Below are 22973 nucleotides of genomic sequence, written 5' to 3' on the forward strand. Positions count from 1 at the left end.
TATTAAGTCAGCTCTTCATATTAAGGATTAAAGAATGAGTGAACAACAAGCTCAACCACAATTAGCACTAGAACGTATTTACACTAAAGATATTTCTTTTGAAGTACCTGGGGCGCAAGTATTTACTAAAGAATGGCAGCCTGAATTAAATATCAACCTGTCTTCTTCTGCAGAAAAAATTGATGCGACGCATTACGAAGTGTCATTACAAGTCGTGGTTCAAGCGAACAATGCAGGTGATACTGCATTTATCGTGGATGTAACGCAAGCCGGTATTTTCCTGATTGACGGTGTTGAAGAAGAACGCCTGCCATATATTCTGGGTGCTTATTGTCCAAATATCCTGTTCCCGTTCTTACGCGAAGTAGTCAATGACATGGTCACCAAAGGAAGCTTCCCGCAATTGCTGCTTACACCAATTAACTTCGATGCTGAATTCGAAGCAAATATGCAACGTGCGCAAGCAGCCGCTGCTGAAGGCCAAGCTTAATCGCTTAACCTGCAATGTAAAAAAGACCGCATTTGCGGTCTTTTTTATTGGCTTTCTTTTTCTCCTCCCTTTAATAAAGGGAGGCTGGGAGGGATTAAAAAATCTAGATTATAATTTCCATAAATTTAATCCTCCCCAACCCTCCTTTAAAAAAGGAGGGAGTTTTTTATTCACCATCCATCATTAAATCAGCGCTCATACCCACAGTATTAAAGCCGGCATCAACATACATAATTTCGCCAGTAATACCATTGGCCCAAGGTGAGCACAGGAACAATGCCGCATTACCGACATCTTCAATGGTCACATTACGTTTCAGTGGCGCAACTTTTTCATTCAGGTCGAGCATTTTACGGAAAGACTTGATACCTGAAGCTGCAAGAGTACGGATTGGACCTGCTGAAATGGCATTTACGCGAATGCCTTCTGCGCCAAGGCTTGATGCCAAATAACGTACACCCGCTTCCAATGATGCCTTCGCCATACCCATAACGTTGTAATTTGGCATTACACGTTCAGAACCCTGATAAGTCAAAGTCAGCAAGCAGCCTTGGCGAACTTTTAATAAAGGTTTTGCAGCACGTGCCATGGCAATAAAACTGTATGCACTGATGTCGTGGGCAATGTTAAAACCTTCACGGTCGGTAACATCGGTAAAGTCACCATCTAAAGTATGTGCTGGTGCAAAACCGATTGAATGAACCACACCATCCAGACCATCCCAATGTTTTGCCAATTCTGCAAAAGCCTGGTCAATTTCAGCATCTACCGCCACGTCACAAGGGAAAACCAGTGTTGAACCGAATTGTGCAGCAAACTCATCAACACGTTTTTTTAATTTTTCATTCGGATAGGTAAATGCCAGTTCAGCACCTTCACGATGCAAGGCTTGAGCAATACCAAATGCAATGGATAATTTACTTGCAATACCCGCGATGAGAAAACGCTTACCCGCCAATAGTCCTTGTGCCATGTGAATCTCACTCAAAATAATTTAGCAGCATAATGCCAAGTCTGAAGCATTTGCGAAATTGCATAATGCGCCTTTTTTTAACATGTTGTGTAAAAATCAAAAAAAAATGCTCCACCATTGGGGAGCATTTTGGGATTGAACTGGTATTTAGCGAACTGTCATGGTTAAAAGGATTAATCATCCCCTGATAGCAATCCCAGCAAGCGCAGGAAGGAATAATACATCCAGACCAAGGTCGCCAATAAGGCAATACCACACAACCATTCCATCGCTTTTGGCGCATACTGTGCAGCAGATGATTCGATCAGGTCAAAATCGAGTATCAGGTTTAAAGAAGCAATGACCGCGACAAATGCAGCAAAGCCAATCCCCAGCCAGTTGCTTTCAAAAATATAGGGAATACTGGAACCAAAAGCCAGCCCCATGACCATTTGCACCACAAATACAATGGCAATGGCAATCGAAGCAGACATCACTACAGCTTTAAATTTTTCTGTGGCACGAATAATCTGGAAGCGGTATAACCCAAACATGACCAGTGTGGTAACAAAGGTTGCCAGCAAGGCTTGTAACGGTACACTTGGAAATTTTAGCTGAAATACAACCGAAATTCCCCCTAAAAATGCCCCTTCAAACAGTGCATAAGGAATGGCTAATGTGGGGGCGGTATTCGGCTTGAATGTGACGATGAGTGCCAGAATAAATCCACCAATTGCTCCCACCATTGCAGCAGCATAAGCCATCGATATATTTAGGGTCAGAAAGCTATATAAAAAGAGTGATACACCGACTACAGCAGCAATGACTGTCAATATCACCGACTTTTGAATGGCACCTTGCACCGTCATGGCATGGTTAAAATCACTCTGGGTTTCGACCCGGGTTAAAATAGGATTATTACTTTGCATAATTCCCTCATTATTGTCATTTAGATTTTTGAATTAGTATAAAACGCATTTAAGAACAGAAAATGAATCTTTGCAACTTTGCATAAAATATCGCTCAGACAAGCAAGCTGATTCATGGCACAACATACCCTAAAAACCCATATTGATGGATAAAATATGATTTTACAATGTTTTTCAAGATGCCAACTTTAAAGCATCCAGGGAGTTTTGCCAGAGTTGTGCGGCAAGAAAAGCCTGGTCCAGGTTCAGCGATTGTGCCAATCCATCCAGAACATAAGGTAAATTGACTGGCGTATTGCGGGTTCGATATTCAGTGGAACTTTGACAGCATAAGGGTGTCATATCCGGACAATCGGTTTCCAGAACCAGATGTTCAGCACCAATCGCCTGAACCACGCGATGCAGTTTTTTGGCATTGCGATTGGTAATTTGCCCAGTGATGCCAATTTTAAAGCCCAGTTGAATAAAGGCCTTGGCTTCTTCTATGCCGCCACTAAAGGCATGGGCAATTCCCCCCAAGCTAAATTGCTGCTGTTTTAATATCGCCAGTGTTTCTGCATGTGATTTGCGGATATGCAATAACACCGGCTTATTAAACTGTTGCGCCAATTCCAGTTGTGCAGCAAAAAAATCTTTTTGTTTCTGAAACATGTCTGGCTGCTTGTGCTGTGCCAAAAAGGTATCCAGGCCAATTTCACCCACTGCAACACAATCTTCATTTTTCAACAATGATTCTAAATCGGCCAAATGTGCATTTTGATGCTGTTCAATATAAACAGGATGCAATCCCGGTGCTAAATAACTTTGAGGAGCATCTTTTAATTGATTGAGAAAATGCTGAATGTAGAGCAGATCCTGAAAACGCGACTGAACAAAACCAATCAAAATCAAGCGTTCTACTCCAACTGCTTTGGCCGCATGCGCCAGTTGCTCCCGATCGGCATCGAAATCGGGAACATCAAAATGGGTATGGGTATCAAACAGTGAATAAGACATTAAGAACGGGCTTTATTTGCAATAGGTGTACTTGCCGATGCAGCATCATTTTTGACTTCAGCCTGAGGCAAGTACTCTTTCTTCAGTACGGTTTGCAACTGCTCATAAGGAATGGTCAAACGTGGCAATCCCACCACATAAGGCCCAATTTCATATTCGCCATATTGCAAAATCAGACCTTGAGTGGATAGGTAAAAATTGTCCGATAAAGTAAATTTCCACGCCTGTTCATATTCTTCAACGCTATTTGCCAACTTGGAATCAATAACCCAACGTTTAAACTCTTCATGGGCTTTCTGTTCCAGTACAGCTTTCTGCTTGGGCGCCAGAATATCATCCAATTCGACCAATTTTTTCTTTTTCAAATCAAAGTTATAATAATACTGTGAGGATGAACCATGTGCGCCACCCAGATAACTGCTGGAATTTAACACCACTGTTGCCAAAGGTTGGCCTGCATTGAGAATCTTCGGTTTAATCATCAGGCTGATCTGATGATTGGCACTTAACGCTTTCAGTTCTTTATCCAGCGATAAAAAGGTCTGCAGATAAGGCGCCACCTGTTTTTCCAGTTTCTGTTTCGGTGTTTCAACAGTTTCCGATGCAGCAGCTTCAGATGCCTGAGCTGGGTTTAAATCTTTCGAATTTCCGCTTGCTGTAGTCGCCTGCTGCTCTGTCTTCAACAATTTCGGCGAAATATCTAAAATTTGATCCAGCTGCTTTAAAACTTGTTGATCAATAAATTCATCAATAAATGCCTGGTTACTGGAAAGACGCTCGACATTTATTTCAGGACAACTATTCCCATCACATTCAGGCAAATTTAAAGTCAGCTTTTCCGTGTCACCTGCCAATGTTAAAGCTTCGGCTTGAGCAGCTTGCGATTGGGCTACTTTGTCCTCTTTTTTAGGCTCAGGCTGTTTAGGTTGGCATGCACTCAAGGCAATTGCCGCCGCAACAACACTGAGAGTAAAGATCGTTTTATTTTTTAGCATCATCTGACCTATAAACTTAAATCTGGTAAATGGACGTCCACTCAATATCTGAATTGATTACCGATGACTAAAACATATGCTGATAAGCGTCAGCTTTCAATATCTGCCTGGTTTGTTCTTTGGTTAAATAAATATCCAGCTGGGCACCATCTTTAACAATTTCATGGGTGCGATAATGCAAACCGATCCCTTCCTGATCAAAGAACCAGTCTGCCTGTCCCCAATACAGTTTCTTTGGCGCTTTCTGTCTGACTTCAGCCTTTTGTTGCTTTAACCATTTTTGATAAGCCTGCTGCACAATGCTATTCATGGCGGTTTGCTGCTGAGGTTCCAGAATATCCAGCAACGTCACCGTTTTCTGTTTTTTACGGTCAGCCACAAAGAAGTAATATCGCTCTTTTACTTTTACTTCTTCTTGCATCGTGTCAACGCCTAATTGCATCAGCACATACTGGTTCCGCTGATAGGCAACTCGGGTATACATTGATAGTTCATAGGGCTTATTTTTGGCAAATTTTGCCTGCCAGGCATCCGACTTTTTCACATAGGCATTTACGGCCTGCTGCAGGCTCATGTCCTGTTTTAAACCAATTTGATCTTGAATAACCTTGGCCTGGCTCTTGGCAATCCAGTCATTTAACCAGGCATCTTCGGTATGTACCGTTTGAATACTCAGGTCAATACAGTTCTTGGTTTCACAAAAAGGCAGGGCAATTTTTGCCGGCTGTTCCTGAATGTTTAAATAGGGTAAGACATCTGCCTTTTCGGTTTTAAAGACTGAAGCTGGCGACTGTTCCTGATCAGGTTGTTTGGATTCTTGTTTTGAAGCATCACAGGCACTGAGCATCAGCCCCATGATGATTACGGATGTAGCCCCGAGTTTTCCGTTCATGCTGACCACTCTTTTTCTAAAGCAATTCATTTATCTTAATAATTTTACACAGGGTCTGTTGACACTTCATCTATGTTTGCGACGATACATATTGATGAAATGTCATCAACTCCCTAAAAAAACAGCTTCATAAAGAAGCTGTTTTATTGGTTGTCTTAGTGTTCACGGGTATTACGGAACACGATATCCGGATAACGCTCCTGCATCAGCTGCAAATTCACCCGGCTTGGAGCAAGATAAGTCAAGTGACCACCCCCATCCACTGACAACTGATCATGGGCTTTTTTCTTGAATTCGTTGAATTTCTTCTCATCTTCACAAGATACCCAACGAACGGTATTGATGCTGACCGGCTCATAGACACAGTCCACTTTATACTCTTCTTTCAGACGGTACGCGACCACTTCAAACTGCAGCACACCGACTGCACCCACAATCAGGTCATTGCTGTTTTGCGGCATGAACACCTGGGTTGCACCTTCTTCTGAAAGCTCTTTCAGACCTTTTTGCAGCTGTTTCGACTTCAATGGGTCTTTCAGACGCACACGGCGGAACATTTCCGGAGCAAAGTGTGGAATACCAGTAAACTGCAGTTTTTCCCCTGAAGTAAAGGTGTCGCCAATCTGGATGGTGCCGTGGTTGTGTAAACCAATAATATCGCCCGGCCAAGCTTCTTCCAGGTGCTGACGGTCACCGGCCAGGAAAGTCAAGGCATCACTGATGCGCACGTCTTTATCAATACGTACATGCTTCATTTTCATGCCTTTTTCGTACTTGCCTGAACAGATTCGCATGAAAGCAATACGGTCACGGTGTTTCGGATCCATATTGGCCTGAATCTTGAAGACAAAACCGGTAAAACCTTCTTCAGTGGCGTCTACTTTACGGTCTTGGGTCGGATGGGCTTTAGGTTCAGGTGCATAGTTACTGAAAGCCTCCAGTACATGATCCACACCAAAGTTACCCAGCGCCGTACCAAATAAAACAGGTGTTTGACGGCCTGCCAGGAATGCTTCATGGTCCAGCGGCTCATTGGCCATTTGCACCAGTTCCAGTGATTCTTCAAATGCAGCCCAAGCCAGTTCACCGACTTTTTCACGCAGATCAGCATGATCATAACCATCACGCACTTCAATGTCGGTAATCACGGAACCAAAACCGGCTTTATAAACGTAGAATTTTTCTTCCAGAAGATTATAAACACCGGCAAAATCACGGCCGGTACCGAGTGGCCAGGTTAATGGCACACATTTGATTTTCAGGACGTTTTCAATTTCATCCAGCAGCTCTAAAGGCTCACGGATTTCACGGTCCATTTTGTTGACGAAAGAGATGATCGGTGTATCACGCATACGACACACCTCCATCAATTTAATGGTCCGTTCCTCGACCCCTTTTGCGCCATCAATCACCATCAGTGCTGAGTCGACCGCGGTCAAGGTACGGTAGGTATCTTCCGAAAAGTCTTCGTGTCCCGGAGTGTCCAGCAGGTTGATCATCTTGTCTTTGAACGGGAACTGCATCACCGAGGTGGTAATCGAAATCCCACGCTCTTTTTCCATTTCCATCCAGTCAGAGGTGGCGGCACGGTCCGATTTACGGCTTTTCACCATCCCTGCAACCTGAATCGCCTGACCCCATAACAGCAGCTTTTCTGTCATGGTGGTTTTACCGGCATCGGGGTGGGAAATAATGGCGAACGTCCTGCGAGTCGCGACTTCTCTAGCGAGTTGCTCTTTAAACATAGGGAAAATCTTCAATATGTACACCGTTTTGTACACACGTATCAATGTGTATCAAGCCAGTGAAGTGATAACTTAAAATTGGCGCAATTGTAGCAGATTTATAGTTATTGTATCGGGCTGTTGTGATTAAAGCACTTTGATCACCACTGATAGACGGTTCATATCTCTAGATGGCATCATTCTATCCCCTAGCGATCTATTCAGTGAAAATTAAGAAAAATTGCTGTAGGAATAAAACTGCTGTTCATACATGAACATCATCAGCATGAGGGAATGATTCTACACAACAATAAAAGCTGTAGATAAACAAAAGCCCGGATGATTTCACCCGGGCCCAATTAACACTTAAACTATTCTGCTTTCTTCACACCAGTGACATCAACTTCTACCCGGCGATCCGGCTGCAAACAGGCAATCAGTGTTGCAGTTGCCTTATTGCCCACACAACTGGTGGTTTTAGGCTGACTTTCACCGGCACTTGCCACTTCCATCGCCACATTCACACCTTGGCTCATCAGATAATCCTTGACCGTGGTTGCCCGGGCCAGGCCCAGACGCTGGTTGTAGCTTTCCGAACCAAGACGGTCAGTATGGCCGGTAATACGAATCTGTTCAATCCGTACATAACCATTACTGATGCGGCTCGCCAGTTCATCCAGCTGACGGCGTCCTTCAGGTAACAGATCCGCAACAGTGGAACGGTCGAACTTAAATAGGGCATCCGCAGACAGTTCCACACGCTCCATCTGTACAGGTGCTGGTGGAACCACAACTGGTGCAGGAGCCGCTTCTACCGGTGGACACCATTTATTATCAACATTCTGCAAGCTGGCACACGCTGTCAAACTAAGCAAAGCTGAAGCCACACATGTCATTATCAGTTTTTGTTTCATCACGATTTCCTTCTATTTCATGCTTGAATGATCATCCCCGGCATGGCATCTACCGGGAATAACCTGCTTCTGAATTACCAGCTGTGTTTCAGACCAATCGTGCCGGTGTAACCATTACGGTCTTCACCAGACAGCTCTTGCTGATAGCGTGCATCTGCATAAACATAGGCAGATGTGGCAATCGGCAACTGCATCCCTAAACCAACCTCACCCCAAGTACGGCTATAGTCTTCATTCAACTTGTCACGGCCAATATTGACATCGGTCGGTTCAATAAAGTCGCTCAGTACATTGGCAACTGCATAGAAAGTTTTGGTACGGTAGTCTGCAGTCGGTGCATTATACGCCAAACGAGTACCGATACGGCCTCTCAGGCTGTGTTGATCATCCTGATCTACATGTGCACTGCCATCATTGAAGTCTTCCAGGCTAACAAACTGATAAGACAATTGAGCCTGCGGTTCAATCAGCCAGTGGCTGTTGCCCAATTTGTACGGACGACCCACCTCAGCGGATAAGCCAGCACCCCAACCGTCCTGATCAGCATTATGACCATCACGAGCTTTATATTCGTTTTGCAAATAAGACACTTGACCAACTAAATCCAGATAGCTGCCATTTTTGTCGTAATAAGTCGAGTACAATCCTACACTTGCTGCATCGGTAGTGCCTTCACCAGTAAATTTATCTGCAACGATCTGTGCATTTTCGGCGCGGTATTGGTCAAAGAAGTCAATCTTGCTTTGGCCATAGCCCAGCATGAAACCAGTATGACGACGTGAACCATTGTCCGGATTGTAGTTGACTGAAAAATCATAGCCCAGTTGCGCTACGAAGTTATCCATTTCCATATCCAGACGGTTATCACCCGTTAACTCGGTATTGCCGCCACGTACTCGTGCCCATACCTGGTTGCCCTGAGTTTCCTGGCATTCACCACACTTGTCCCAAGCCCAAGTCTGCTGCTCACCGACACGATCATGCAAGGTACCCAGCATGTCATAGCCCAGCAAGGTGTTAGCATATGGCATTTGGGTATAGCCCGATACTTCCGCTTTATAGATTGGTGTGCCTTCAGCGTTCAAGGCATTCAGCGTCCAGCTATATTCCGTCCCTAGTTCATTTGATATTAGTTGACCTTCACCGGCATTTGACGTTCCTGCCATTCCAGTAAATGTACCACCACCTGTTGGATCTGTAACAATGACCGTCGGAAGTTGAGTGATCTGATCTGCCGCAGTGACATCGCCTAAACCGTTAATCGCGGTCACATGGGTATTCCCTGTTGCAGTCCCATTAATCACAAGTTGGTCTGATGCACCTGTAGCCAGATTCACATCCACAATTAAATCTGAACCAGCAGCATAATTCCCTTCAACGGTTAACGTGTTGACAGGTGCTGCATCACCACGATGCAAGTCGATAGTACCAAAATTGTTCACATTCGCAGTTACTGTCGATGCAAGGGTTCCTGGTGCCAACGCGAGCGTACTACCCTCTTCGATATTCAATGTACCTGTTGTAGTTGGCGCGAGCATCATGATTGTTGGCACAGGCTCAGAATCACCTGATAAATTAAGATCACCGCTCAGGCTAAAGACTGCACCATCCTGCACATTAACGGTTTCCCAGCCTACCAGTGCGACATTACCCGCTGCACCTGGCAAGATAGGCTTATCAGGATAAGTCACTTCGGCTGGCTCTTCGGCTGAAAAACCCGTCAAATCGACACCAATATTTAAGGTATCCGCTTGCGAACCGCCGTCCAGATAGCTAAGTTCTGAAACATCAGTTCCTGCTTTCAGGCTCAGGGTATCTGAACCTGCTTCCATCCAGATATCACCGACTATTTTGCCGCCAGTTGCAATCAGCGTATCGTCACCTGCTTTCAGATTAATACCACCGATTAGCGTACCACCTTGCTGATTAACCGTTTCGTCACCAGCGCCACCTAAAATGGCGTACATATCTGCCAACTCCCAATTCGCAGGATTTTCTGGTTCGTTAGGGAAAGGTAAATCACCTTCAACTGGGACATAATCTCTAAAAGCAGCCGTAATATTTGCAGTATTGGTAATTTCAGCAGCACCCGCGGTATTGACGCGAATACCATTACCGATCGCACTGATTATATTTCCAGATGTATTGACGACAATTTTGTTGGCATTCACAAACTCGGTGCCATCATCATTATGACCACCTGAGTGAGCATAGATTCCATCTTCATAGGCCAACAAATCACCTGAAGAATTTACTGTAACGGTTCCACCGCCAGAATGGGCATGAATCGCACGTCCACCATTGCTAATATCCTGCATGGCGGTTGAACTATTGGCATAAACCACTTCATTATTGATAGGCTCAAGCGTTGCAGCCACAATATCAGCAGCATTATTGACAATCACGTTACCACCACCGGAATGGGCATGAATGCCGGATTCAGCAGCTTGAATCGAGCTACCATCAGCGGTCGCGACAGTTACAACACTTTTATTTCCAGAGTTTTTACCTTCTTCACCCTTAAAATTACTGGTATGAGCATGGATACCACTTTCACCAGCAACAATTTGCGCAGTTGAAGCCAGATTCACTGTTACATCGCCTGCGCCCGCATGTGCATGAATACCGTTACCGCCAGAATTAATCGTGCCAGCCATCGCTACAGTGACATCACCGGCTTCACCTTCTGCAGCGATACCACCATCACCAGCACCAATAACTGCACCCGCATCCTGACTAATACTCACTGTGCCCAAGCCACCTGCAACTCCCTTAATTCCAGCACCGCCAGCCGCAATGGTACTCGTAGACAGCTGTGTGATAGAAATGGCTTGTGGCGTTTCAGGATAAATTCCTGTTGGTGATAGAGTATCGACATAAACACCATGACCACCACCGGCAGTCACTACAGCTACTTCGCGGGTATCCCCGGTAGACTCCATGACCTGAAGATAAACAGGATCACCATTTTCATCAAATACAGGTTTGTCGTGTTCAATTAACTGGACATAGACAGGATTATTGAACTCATCAAAAACCAATTCACCATTTCCATCGGTTTGCTGAACATAGATAGGATTGCCGTTTCCATCCACAGCAGGGCCTAATACATTTCCGGTATACGTGGCACCAAACACACGATCTGGAGTAGTAATATCTCCCGCAATGGTTACGTTCACATTACCGGTCTGGTTGGCTGCATAAATACCATGTGCAGTACCTGTAGCGGTCAAACTACTTTCAGCACCTAAATGAATTAAAGTATTGCCTGCATCTGCAGCTTGCCCGACAGTTCCAAAAGTACCGTGATCAATAATCTGTACAACACCGGCAGGAACAGCGGCGAGCTCTAATTCACCATGCTTGCCTTTGGTGGTCTTGGCCATATCGGTGGCATTCTTATCCAAATAGGCCTGCTGTGCTTGCGTTAATGTACCGCTTCCATCTCCCAATAAATTGAAAGCAGTTGATGCATAGTTATTGGTAGCTTCCAGCGATGAATAATTAAACTGTGCACCATTGGCCACGACAATGGTTGAATCTGGCTGAGGATCTGGCAAAGTTTCAGGATAAGATCCAATTTCAGCATCAATCGGTCCTACAACAACAGGCGTTGTTGCAGAAGTCAGAGTAACGCTCGCATCACTTCCATCTACAATAATTTGTGAATAACTGGCTGCTGGTAAATCAACTGCAAAAGCTGCAGAGCTGCCTACGCTTCCCGCCACAGCAAGGCTGGTCGCCAAAATGGTTTTTGCTAAACGTCCCCGGCTGCGCTTGCCCTTTGCCTGTGCTAGCTCACTAACAGCCACCCATGTACCTAATGCTTCATTATATATACAACGATAAATCTTATTCATAATCTAGTCCTCTCAACAAAATGAGGTGGAAATTAGATGCCTTTGACCAGCATCCTTTTTTTCTTAAATTGAAACGTTTTATTTAAAAGTTAATGATTTCGTGAAAATACATTTAAAGATTACTAAAGTGTTTCCTTCACTTTTTATTCATAATGTTTACAATTTAGAACTTTTCCAACAACACAAATATGGCTTTTTGTATCATTTTTAGACAAAATCATCTAAGCCACCTAAATCGAAAACAATACTTTAAATTTTTATAAAATGTATAAATTTCAACCATATATATTATCTTCGACTAAAGTTGCACAAAAAAGCCCATTGAATAAAAAATAATTATATTTATTTATATCAATAACTTAATTAAAAAATAACTCTTTAAAGATGATTGGAACTGGTAAAAGCAATCATTATTATTTTTATCTTATATTTGTAATGCTGACATTTTATTCCATTGTAACTAGACCAAATCTAAAGCAGCTGAATATAGTTGAAATATAAAGTGTATTTTCAAACGACTCTTCAGCCAGATTATGAATTTATCAAATAAACTTAATGATATTATTCACCCTAGGTGGGAAATAATGGCAAATGTACGTCGCTGAGCGACCTGCGCCGCTAACTCATCTTTAAAACTTATGGAAAATACTTACTGCAGAACCAGAGTGCTCAAGATCAAATACGATCAATATGAAAAATTGACCATATTGCAACAGATCATAAAACTTTTGAAATAAACTAAACCTGTTCAACCCGCATCAAGTTTAAGTAAATAGTGCCTTGTCCATTGTTTCCAGACGGTTCACATCCATTGGCATTCCCAACAGAAAACCCTGCAATTGCTGACAGCCTAAACGGGTCAGGATGTCTGCCTGCAAAGGTGTTTCAACCCCTTCTGCAGTGACCACCAAACCCAGTTTTATGGCCAGCTGGATAATACTTGCCAGAATGATTTCATCTTTTGAGCCGACTGCCAGATCCCGGATAAATTCCCGGTCTATCTTCAACTCATCCACAGGCAGGTTCTTCAAATATAAAAAGCTGGAATGCCCGGTTCCAAAATCATCAATCGCCAGTTTAATTCCCATCTGACGTAAGCGCTCAAAACTCCGAATGGTAGAGTCCACGTGATGCATAGCTGTCGATTCTGTAATTTCGATGGCTAAATGATTAGGATTAATCTGATATTGAGCAAATAATTTTTCTAGTGTTGTAAACAGATGTTTATGTTCAAATTGTACGGCGGATAAATTCACTGCGACTGGAAAATAGTTGGAATCGGTCTGTTCCCAGATTTGAATTTGCTTACAGGCTTGCTCGAGTGCCCAATAGCCCATTTGAATAATCAGCCCGGTTTTTTCAGCCCCCGCGATAAACATGTTTGGCGTCAACATTCCCAAGCTTGGATGATTCCAGCGGATCAGGGCTTCTACGCCGCAAATGGCATAATCCCCAGTGGTAAATTTGGGCTGATAAAACAGAACAAATTGTTGTTCTTCAACTGCTTTATATAAATCATTAATCAGCTTGGTCTGACTTTTGGTCTCCTGCTGATCAGCACTGTAACTAAACAGCGAATAGGTATTTCTCCCTTGATATTTCGACGTCAACATGGCTGCATCCGCATTAATCAGTAGATCCTGCAAATTATTACCATGATCGGGATACAGGGCGATGCCAATGCTGCTGGAAATATTGATCTCTTTACCGGCAATCAAAAAGCTGTCCTGGATTTGTTCCAATAACTGCTCGGCCTTTTCAACTGCATGTTCGAGGGTAGCCTGTTCCAGCACCATCAAAAACTCATCTCCCCCTAGACGAAGCAGTTTTTCGTTTGGTTTCAGATTCTGCTGAATGCGGGTCGCCAATTGCACCAGCAACTGATCACCGATATGATGCCCAAATACATCATTGACCGCTTTAAAACGATCTAAGTCGATATAGAGAAAGGCAATTTTATCATCCCTGTAACGATGATCGGTAAATAAAAAATGTGAATATTCTGCCAGGAATAAACGATTGGGCAACTTAGTTAAATTGTCCTGCACAGCCTGATTGGCCAGTTCACGATTGGCTTTAGAAAGCTGTATATTTCGGATTTCCAGTCTTTGTTCCAGCACAGCGACACAAAATGCAGCGAGAAAAATTAAACTGGTGACTAAAATCACACTTAATAAAATTAATCCCTGGCCAGTTTGATAAGGTGCAATCTGTTGATCTGCAGAAACTTCATAAAAAGCGATTGCCCACATACCGACATAGTGCATCGCGACAATGGTTAGCGCCATCATCAATACCAGAAAAATCTTGATCATCAGCTTTTGCTGTACTGCATTTTTATATTTAAAAATAAGCCAGAACGTTAAACCTGAACCTGCAATTGCAATTAAAACAGAAAAAATTGTCAGCAAAGGATCATAATAAATCCGATGCTGATTGATGATCAGCGCCATCATGCCAGTATAGTGCATTCCGGCACTACCTATTCCCATCAGTACCGCACCTAAAACAAGCCGGCCAAAGGGTAAGGTTTCTCGTGTAGTCAACCAAATGGCAAAAGTAGATGCAATGAACGCAATAATATAGGAAACAAAAGTAAGACTATAATCAAAAGAGTAATCTGCTGGTAAATGACAAGCGAGCACACCAGCAAAGTGCATACACCAAATTGCAGCTCCAAGCATCAGACCACTGATGATGAGAAGCATTTTTTCATATTTCTGACGCAGGCCACGGAATAATAATTGTTCGAATGAAACAGTAAAATAACAGACCAAAATAGTAACAACTATCGAAGCAATCACCAGACTAAAATCATAATGTATATGAACCATATTCAGTTCCGTATAAGGTATCTTTCTTGTTTTAATCCACGTGATTGATACTTTTCATACAAGCAAGAAAATTTTTATCTTTAAAGAGTGGTTATAAAAACAATCAATTAAAACAAGAATCTAATACTATTCCATTTTGGTCAAGTGATAATTGCTCTATTCTTTTTTATTTCTAATGTATTCATTTTACAATAGAAACATAGTTCAACATTTTTATCATTATCCTCACACCGTTCATATTTTTAAAATCATTTTAAAACTAATGCCTCTGTTTGCTCATGCATCAATAAAAAGCCAGTCAGATCAACTAACTGGCTTTTTCGGAAAATTTAAATGAAAAATACCAAATTACAGCGCCTACTGGCCAGCAGCCTTAGTGGATTGTAATTTTTCATAATCTAATAAAATATTGGCAGATTCCATAACAAAGCTTTCTTCTTCGGGTAAAGCAGGTCGTTGTGTTGCTTTCATTTTCGCACGCGACTCGATTAAAGCATCCATTGAGGCTTGATAACTTTCCCAATTAGCATAAGGCTTTTGCCCCGTCAGGCTGCGGCGCTGATTTTCCGCCTCTAAAGTTTTCTGCTCAAGTGCGTTCAGCTCGGCTTTGCGCTGATCAATATCCAGCACTACACGCTTTTGCTCATCGGTTTTTTTCGCAATCGCTTTACGTTGCTCCAGATATTTAAATTGCGGATCAACACTTACACGCTGTTGTGACATTTGTGCCAGATTTTGCACATAAGGTTGTACCGAACCTTCACGCTTAAATGGTGCAGTTGGAATGGTATCCCATTTCAAGGCATTCTTCGCCTTACGCTCGCCAAACTCTTCATTGTAGATATCAACCAGCTTGATATCAGGTACTACCCCTTTATTTTGGGTACTTCCACCCGTAACACGATAGAACTTACGCTGGGTCAAGGTTGCCTGACCATAGGCCAAAGTATCCAGTTGAACCTGGGCTGTACCTTTACCTGTGGTGGTACTGCCAATCACGATACCACGCTCATAATCCTGAATAGCAGCAGAATAAATTTCACTGGCCGATGCTGAAGCCAGATTAACCATGACCGCCAGTGGACCGGCATAGGTTTGTGCACCACCGTCATCGTCCTCAAATACGCTGACATTGCCATTACCGTCGCGAATTTGCACCACTGGACCAGATTTGATGACTTGTCCCAGCATACGTGCAACTTCTTCCAGCGAGCCGCCCGGGTTATTACGCAAATCGATAATAATCCCTTCTACATTCTTGGCTGCCAGGCTTTTTAAAGCATTGTTGGTGTCTTCAGAAACCGAACGATAATCCGCACCTGCACGGCGCGCACGATAATTCAAATAAAATGACGGAATTTCAATTACACCAAAGGTATGGTTTTTGCCATCCCGTTTGATCTCAACTGTACGTGAACGAACACCCGCATCTTCTTCCTGAATGACATCACGCACCAGGCTGACTGTACGTGCCTGCCCCATTGATGCACCCGCACCCAACAAACGTAGACTCACCTTGGTTCCACGCTTGCCACGGATCAGGCCGACCACTTCATTACTGGCCCAACCGATCACATCGACCATTTTATCGCCGTCTTGTGCTACACCAATAATACGGTCTCCCGGTTTAATCTGACCTGATTTGCTGGCCGGACCACCTTCAACAATCGTTTCAATCTTGGTGTAATCTTCATTACCGCGTTCAGGACGAATCGAAACCCCGATCCCCTCTAGCTGCAAGGTGGTTTGACGGTTCAATTCCATCGCATCAACCGGCGGGAAATAATTGCTATGCGGATCATAGGTCAGCATCATCGCATTCAACGTCTTGTCGAGAACATCATCACTTTTAACACGGGTAATGCGTTCAAGTTGACGGGTATAACGCTTGGTCAAGGTTTGAACTGGAGTTAAATCTTCAGGGCTAGCCAGATCCTGACCATTGGCCAGTGTCGGATCATCTTTTAAGGCTTTTTGCTTCGCAGACTCTTCTTCTTTACTAATGTTTAAGTTGATGAGTTGCGATACCAGCATTTTTTGCCAATGTGCGCGCTGCTCTGCTGCGGACTTGAAATAAGGCGCTTTTTCGCGATCAGTATCAATATAGACATTGGTTTGTTTCAGGTTTTGCGGCTTTTTCAATTCCGCCAACATGAACTCATAAAACTGTTTCAAGCGGTCACGATATTGGGCATGAATCAAGTAAGGGCCTGATAAATCGCCTGCTTTTAATGCTGCACCAAAATTTGCACCATACTTTTTCTTATATTGTTCAACTTCAGATGCCAAAAATAATGAATGGTCTGCATCCAGACTATCTAGATAAAAGTCAAGAATACGATTGGAAGTCGCCGCGTCTAAACGCTGATTTAAATAATGCTGACGGTCAACCAAAGTCGCCAATTGGCGTGATACAAGGGCTTGTTCCTGCGTTGGCTGAATGCTTTGAGAAACTGCAATGGTATTGTTTGCAGCAATTGCCTCATTTACTACATGAGTAAAGAAAAACCCTCCAGTCGCAATTGCAACTGCACAAGCTAATGATTGAAGTTTCATAAATAATTCGTACTTCCTTGGTCTTTGACCAATATTACAACGTCGTTTTTCGACATGAACGCAGTATATTCAAAATCTTAAACAACTTAATATGTGTATGTCGTGTAGTTTTATCATATTCTGTACTGTCAAAATGTAGCAAATCATTGCAGAATTCGGGTATTGTTTTTCTTTATAAAATTCCAACACGGACACCGATATGATTGGCGCATTGATGCTAGACATCGCTGGCACAGAACTTACTCAAGAAGATATTGAACTATTACAGGCACCGCAAGTAGGCGGCATGATTTTATTTTCACGAAATATACAATCACCTGAGCAGGTTCGTGCTTTAACCGATCATATGCGTCATATCAGACCCGATATTTTAATTGCCGTCGATCAGGAAGGCGGTCGGGTGCAGCGTTTAAAACAGGGCTTTACCTTGCTGCCTGCCATGGGTCGCTTAGGCGAACTTTATCTGACTGAACCTGAACGTGCTGTGGAATTGGCTGAACAATGTGGCTGGCTGATGGCCACCGAAGTGCTTGCTGTTGGGATTGATTTCAGTTTTGCCCCGGTACTGGATTTGAATGATGTCAGTGATGTGATTGGTGATCGCGGTTTTGCCAAAAATATTGATGATATTGTTCCCCTTGCCCGTGCTTTCATCAAGGGTATGAAACGTGCGGGCATGGCCAATACCGGTAAACATTTCCCGGGCCATGGTTCGGTTAAGGCCGATTCACATGTAGCCGCACCAGTAGATTCACGTTCCTATGAAGAAATCTATCATAAGGACATGCAAACCTTTATCCAGCTGATGCCGCAACTGGATGCCTTGATGCCCGCACATGTGATTTATGACCAGGTTGATCCGAATCCTGCTGGTTTCTCACCCTACTGGATTCAAAATATTTTGCGTCAGCAACTCAACTTTGATGGCGTGCTGTTCTCCGATGACTTAACCATGCAGGCAGCCTGTGTTGCCGGTGGTGCCGATGCCCGTATTCAGGCTGCACTCAAAGCTGGTTGTGATATGGGTCTGGTCTGTAATGACCGCTCAGCAGCATGTACGGCATTAGAAGGGATTCGTGATTTGCCTTTACCGAATCAAACACGTCTGGAGCGTATGCGTGGTAAAATTCCAGAGATTAGTGTTGGGCAAGCGCTGGACTTGGGAGCAGAATGGCAAAAAGTTCGCGATAGCATCGAAAACTTTAAAAAATCATTGAATTAATACGACAAAAGGAACACGACAAGGTGTTCCTTTTTCTTTATGATAAACAAAAATAAAAGTATGCTTAATTCAGCTCATTTTGCTTTGCATCAAAACTAAAAATAAGCAAAACTGGCAACGTAAGATAATCGACCAATAAACAACCAAAGTTAAAAACTAAAAAAAAGATAAGGTCAGGATGACATGACACAACAACTTTCAGAACATCGACATATTTCATTTACTGCCCATTACACTGGTTACATCTGGTATACCATGGGAATTTCTCATCCAGTTTTTGCGACCTCTAAAGGGAAAATGCTGGCCAAACTGGTGCATCCTTTAGAAAGCTGGGCTGAAAAATTTGTCGGCGGCAGTATGCGTACCACCTTAAAACAACGCCACTGCATGATTGATCAGCATCTGGCCCAACTGATCGAACAGCATCCAGATTTACAGGTGCTTGAAATTGCCAGCGGGCTTTCTCCGCGTGGCTGGAGTTTCCGGCAGAAATTTCCTGATATTGATTATCGTGAACTGGATTTACCCGATATGGCAAAAATCAAAACCCAAGCTTTAAAACAGATTGATGCCCATAGTCCGGAAGTTTTATCGGTAGACTTATTCACTGCGGATTTTGAACAGGCTTTTCATGTATTTGATCCCAAGCGCCCCTTGGTGGTGATTAGTGAAGGCCTGATCAACTATTTTAACCAAGACATGTTATTACAATTGCTTAAAGCAATTCATCATTATGGGCAAAACTTTAAAGAACTGCATTACCTTACCGACATCTATCCAGAACCGGTGAAAAATAAACTGGCCAATTTTATTTGGGCCAGCAGTAAATTACTGAAATGGATGTCCAAGAGTGCATTTAGTTTCCATTTTATTAATCCCCAGCAAGCCCAGGCATTTTTCCAGCAAGCCAGTTTTGAACAGGTCAGTATTGTACAGCCACAGCAGTATTTTCAAAATTCAGCTGTACCCCTCACCTCTAACGAAGAACACTTAGGTGATCTGGTCTGGATGATTCATGCAAGCAAAAAAAACAGCGTTATATAACGCTGTTTTTTTTTGGGATGGATCACAAATTAACTGACCGATTCTAAAACCGTCATCACTTCTTTTTGTCGTTGCACATAACGCAATAAACGTTCCGCCACATCAAAACTGCCATGCTTGAATAAAGCCCGAACTCGTGTTGGATAAACTTCAAAAATTAAGCACTCAATTTTAAATTGACCTTCTTCATCTTCCAGATGCAAGGCCAAATCACGTGGATACTGTGCAACTTTGTCAGTCACCCCAAGAGTAAACTCAAGTAAAACGCCAAAAAAGTTTAAATCGACAATATGCGTGGAAAAATGCAAATCTGAATGACGATGAGTTAATACGGTCATCGGTTTTTGTACGGCAATTCGTTCTTCGCCACGGCGCTCCAGGGTCAGCAACTGGGCACGTGTCATCGGGATAATCCCTTCTACAGTCTGAATAGATTGTCCCTGCAGGAAGGTTGCAAACAGGCTCATGGTTTCTTTACGGCGCTGTAATTGCGGTACATGGTCGGCATTTGCAATCATTGCAAATTCCATATCTGGACATTGCAAAGCAAAATTGGCATTTTCATGTGGCAAGGTAAAACTGTCATATTGCCCACATGCCACCAGTACTTTACATTGCGGAATAGGGACATCGGTTAAACGCAATAAGCGGCTACAGTTAATTTCATAGCGGTCTTGCTCGGTGGAGGTAAATTCGGCCATTTGCCTAAAGAACAGACGTTTAGCTGTCGGTGACATACGGGTTTGGTCGATTTTGGCATGATTGACCAGATACAGAATCACCGCCTGACCAAACTCATCCATGCGCTGTTCCTTCATTAAATGCAAAGATTCTTCCAGCAACATACGCCAGCTTTTACGCGTTTTTTGCATCACGCCCATCAGAATCATGCGATCGACCAGTTCCGGACGTTGCACGGCAAAACTTGAAGCCACAACCGAACCGAGCGACATGCCCATCACTGAAACTTTGGGTAAATTTTCAATATCGACCCACTCACCCAACATTCGAGCCAAATCAGGTAATTCCAGTGTTCCCGCAGAAATACCGGTATCGCGATTGGTAATTTGCTGATTGGCACCCATGGAAGGCAGGTCAATTAGAATGATCGGGCCTGCACTGAGCAATTGTTCCACACAATATTTATAAGAATTAAAATTTTGAAAAGCCCCCCCAATAATGACAATGGGAGTGTTATGGATGGTTTCTGGCTGAGCAATAGCCATATATTCAATTTTCCAGCCATCAATCCAGGTGGTACGTGCCGGTTGTTTAAAACTGTTCCTATGGTAAAGATCAAAAAAACCAGAATTTGAGTTTGATTCTTCTACTTCCGAGTCCATTTGGATCATGGAATTCATATCCCTTCCTCCATTCTTGCCTTATTGTTATTTTGCAAGAAAATAAATATAGAATTTCTGCGTCATGCTGCGTCCATTCTTCGCTGTAATTATCAGACTTCACTGTCTTTATCTTTTCATAATATACAGAGGACGCTTGCTCAAGCAACTGATTCCATAACCACTTATCTAAATTTAGCTAGAAAAGGATTTCAAAATATTAACAGTCCGAAAGTTTCAGGGACTTTTTTCTGAGCAGGTGCTTCATTGTCGGGTTCCAGACTGTTACTATCGAAGATGTAATTTCTAAGTGATCAAACCGCTATGCAAGATTCGATTGAACAATATATGCAAACGGTAGGACAACAGGCACGCCAGGCTTCTCGCGTGTTAGCAAGCGCTTCTACCCAAACCAAAAACAATGCCTTATCTGCAATTTACACTGCATTACAAGACAGTGAAGCTGCAATTCTGGCTGCCAACCAAATCGATATGACCAATGGTCGTAACAATCATTTGGACAGTGCATTACTTGATCGTTTAGAACTTACCCCCAGCCGCTTTAAAGACATGCTGCATGGCTTGAAAGATGTGATGAACCTGGTTGACCCGATTGGCGAAATCACTGACCTTGCCTATCGTCCTTCAGGCATTCAGCTCGGAAAAATGCGCGTACCTTTAGGTGTGGTGGGCATGATTTATGAATCGCGTCCGAACGTGACTCTGGAAGCCGCCTCACTTGCCTTGAAATCAGGCAATGCCATTATTTTGCGTGGCGGTTCGGAAGCGTTGCAATCGAACAAGGCGATTGCTGAAGCAATTCAGCACGGTTTAAAGGCTTCAGGCTTGCCTGAAACTTCGGTACAGGTCATTAATACAGCTGATCGTGCCGCAGTCGGCCATCTGATTACCATGTCTGAATATGTGGATGTGATTGTTCCACGTGGAGGCAAAGGGCTGATTGAACGGATCAGCAATGAAGCACGTATTCCGGTGATCAAGCATCTGGATGGAAATTGCCATGTCTTTGTTGAAGCACAGGCCGATTTGCAAAAAGCCCTGCCCATTGCACTCAATGCCAAGACCCATCGTTATGGCGTATGTAATGCCATGGAAACCTTGCTGGTGGATGAGAAAATTGCAGAAGATTTCTTGCCAAGCATTGCTGAACTGTATGCAGAAAAGCAGGTCGAGCTGCGTGGCTGCCGTGAAACCCAGCGCATTCTCGGTTCAAGCGTCAAACCGGCCAGCGAAGAAGATTGGTACACTGAATATTTAGGTCCAATTTTGGCAGTTAAAGTGGTGAGCGGAATTGATGAAGCCATTGATCATATTAACAAATATGGTTCACACCATACCGATGCCATCATTACCGAAAACTTTAGTCTTGCGCGTCAGTTCCTGGCCCGTGTCGACTCAAGCTCAGTGATGATCAATGCCTCTACCCGTTTTGCCGACGGTTTTGAATATGGTCTGGGTGCTGAAATCGGCATTTCCACCGACAAGATTCATGCACGTGGCCCAGTCGGTCTAGAAGGTCTGACTTCGCAAAAATGGGTGGTATTTGGGGATGGTCAAATTCGCCAATAATTCCTCTATCTAAAGTATCTTTAAGTGTTCAGTTTCAACCCTGAAGCTGGACACAGCGACTACACTATCCCTGCCCTAAATTTTGTAACATGATAAAAAAACTGAAAAAGATAAAAGGGAAATCACATGTTTTATTATTTGATCATTTGTACCTTTTTACTGGCATTACTGGTTTCTTTTACAGTGATGAAAATTTTTTCCAATTCGATTAATGCCATTCTGGCACGCATTATTCACGATCCGATTCATGAAGCCTGGGCAAAATACACCAAATTTGCCGGCATGGTGGTCGGAACATCTTCAGGCATTCGTATTTACGATATGGAAAAATATATCACGCCGCTGACGTATACCGAGAATGACAAGAAAATTGTGATTGAACTGACTCAAGAGCGCTGGGTACTGGAAATTTACCGGACAATTATTGAAACCTTGCAAGGTCTGGCCTGGATGATGCTGGTGTTTTTTATGGTGGCATTGATTGCCTATGTTATTGTACGCTGGTCAGAAATCAAGTATCAAAACTAAGCATAAAAACAACACTTAGCTCCTGCTCAAAATTCATTTCTCATGCTAGGGTTAAAGGCGTACAGGAAAGAGCGTTTATGCTTGAGTACTATTTTATTAATAAATGA

Annotated in this window: 16 protein-coding genes and 1 pseudogene; 5 read left to right on the forward strand and 12 right to left on the reverse strand. The window is 43.2% G+C overall.

The features are described from left to right. Positions 1-34: 34 nt before the first annotated feature. A complete protein-coding gene (gene secB / locus B9T38_RS14485; RefSeq protein WP_086197474.1) occupies positions 35-490 on the forward strand; it encodes a protein-export chaperone SecB in 456 nt (151 codons plus the stop codon). A gap of 166 nt (positions 491-656) precedes the next feature. On the opposite strand, the gene B9T38_RS14490 is transcribed toward secB, so the two are convergent. The 11 genes and pseudogenes from B9T38_RS14490 to B9T38_RS14535 form a co-directional block, all read right to left on the reverse strand. Next, complete coding sequence (locus B9T38_RS14490; RefSeq protein ID WP_086197475.1) at positions 657-1463, reverse strand: enoyl-ACP reductase FabI; 807 nt, start codon at positions 1461-1463, stop codon at positions 657-659. A gap of 173 nt (positions 1464-1636) precedes the next feature. After that, a complete protein-coding gene (locus B9T38_RS14495) occupies positions 1637-2371 on the reverse strand; it encodes a Bax inhibitor-1/YccA family protein (protein WP_086197476.1) in 735 nt (244 codons plus the stop codon). A gap of 174 nt (positions 2372-2545) precedes the next feature. Further along, positions 2546-3367: a TatD family hydrolase gene (locus tag B9T38_RS14500; RefSeq protein ID WP_086197477.1), complete on the reverse strand. Its 822-nt coding sequence runs from the start codon at positions 3365-3367 to the stop codon at positions 2546-2548. Next, complete coding sequence (locus B9T38_RS14505) at positions 3367-4362, reverse strand: RsiV family protein (protein WP_086197478.1); 996 nt, start codon at positions 4360-4362, stop codon at positions 3367-3369. Before B9T38_RS14505 ends, B9T38_RS14500 begins: the two co-directional genes overlap by 1 nt. A gap of 67 nt (positions 4363-4429) precedes the next feature. After that, on the reverse strand, positions 4430-5254 hold the full coding sequence (locus tag B9T38_RS14510) for a hypothetical protein (protein WP_086197479.1): 825 nt from the start codon (positions 5252-5254) through the stop codon (positions 4430-4432). 155 nt (positions 5255-5409) lie between these two features. After that, the gene (locus B9T38_RS14515) at positions 5410-6999 is read right to left on the reverse strand and encodes a peptide chain release factor 3 (RefSeq protein WP_086197480.1); all 1590 of its coding nucleotides are present in this window, start codon (positions 6997-6999) and stop codon (positions 5410-5412) included. Between the two features lie 350 nt (positions 7000-7349). Next, complete coding sequence (locus B9T38_RS14520) at positions 7350-7892, reverse strand: OmpA family protein (RefSeq protein ID WP_086197481.1); 543 nt, start codon at positions 7890-7892, stop codon at positions 7350-7352. A gap of 74 nt (positions 7893-7966) precedes the next feature. Then, on the reverse strand, positions 7967-11752 hold the full coding sequence (locus B9T38_RS14525; RefSeq protein WP_086197482.1) for an autotransporter outer membrane beta-barrel domain-containing protein: 3786 nt from the start codon (positions 11750-11752) through the stop codon (positions 7967-7969). A gap of 574 nt (positions 11753-12326) precedes the next feature. After that, positions 12327-12392, reverse strand: a pseudogene (locus B9T38_RS17245) (hypothetical protein); the annotation flags it as partial. Between the two features lie 124 nt (positions 12393-12516). Further along, the gene (locus tag B9T38_RS14530; protein WP_086197483.1) at positions 12517-14586 is read right to left on the reverse strand and encodes a putative bifunctional diguanylate cyclase/phosphodiesterase; all 2070 of its coding nucleotides are present in this window, start codon (positions 14584-14586) and stop codon (positions 12517-12519) included. Positions 14587-14943: 357 nt separating this feature from the next. Then, complete coding sequence (locus tag B9T38_RS14535; RefSeq protein WP_086197484.1) at positions 14944-17142, reverse strand: carboxy terminal-processing peptidase; 2199 nt, start codon at positions 17140-17142, stop codon at positions 14944-14946. Positions 17143-17341: 199 nt separating this feature from the next. On the opposite strand from B9T38_RS14535, the gene nagZ reads away from it, so the two are divergent. Continuing rightward, the gene (gene nagZ / locus B9T38_RS14540; protein ID WP_086197485.1) at positions 17342-18364 is read left to right on the forward strand and encodes a beta-N-acetylhexosaminidase; all 1023 of its coding nucleotides are present in this window, start codon (positions 17342-17344) and stop codon (positions 18362-18364) included. Between the two features lie 183 nt (positions 18365-18547). After that, complete coding sequence (locus tag B9T38_RS14545; RefSeq protein ID WP_086197486.1) at positions 18548-19408, forward strand: class I SAM-dependent methyltransferase; 861 nt, start codon at positions 18548-18550, stop codon at positions 19406-19408. A gap of 29 nt (positions 19409-19437) precedes the next feature. On the opposite strand, the gene B9T38_RS14550 is transcribed toward B9T38_RS14545, so the two are convergent. After that, the gene (locus B9T38_RS14550) at positions 19438-20769 is read right to left on the reverse strand and encodes an alpha/beta fold hydrolase (protein WP_086197487.1); all 1332 of its coding nucleotides are present in this window, start codon (positions 20767-20769) and stop codon (positions 19438-19440) included. Positions 20770-21072: 303 nt separating this feature from the next. Between B9T38_RS14550 and B9T38_RS14555 the strand changes: the two genes are divergently transcribed. Together B9T38_RS14555 and B9T38_RS14560 are read left to right on the forward strand one after the other, a co-directional pair. Continuing rightward, on the forward strand, positions 21073-22338 hold the full coding sequence (locus B9T38_RS14555) for a glutamate-5-semialdehyde dehydrogenase (protein ID WP_086197488.1): 1266 nt from the start codon (positions 21073-21075) through the stop codon (positions 22336-22338). Between the two features lie 126 nt (positions 22339-22464). Beyond that, complete coding sequence (locus tag B9T38_RS14560; protein WP_016168218.1) at positions 22465-22866, forward strand: hypothetical protein; 402 nt, start codon at positions 22465-22467, stop codon at positions 22864-22866. The last annotated feature ends 107 nt before the right edge of the window (positions 22867-22973 follow it).

Source organism: Acinetobacter sp. ANC 4218 (genome assembly GCF_002135245.1).
GTDB lineage: Bacteria > Pseudomonadota > Gammaproteobacteria > Pseudomonadales > Moraxellaceae > Acinetobacter.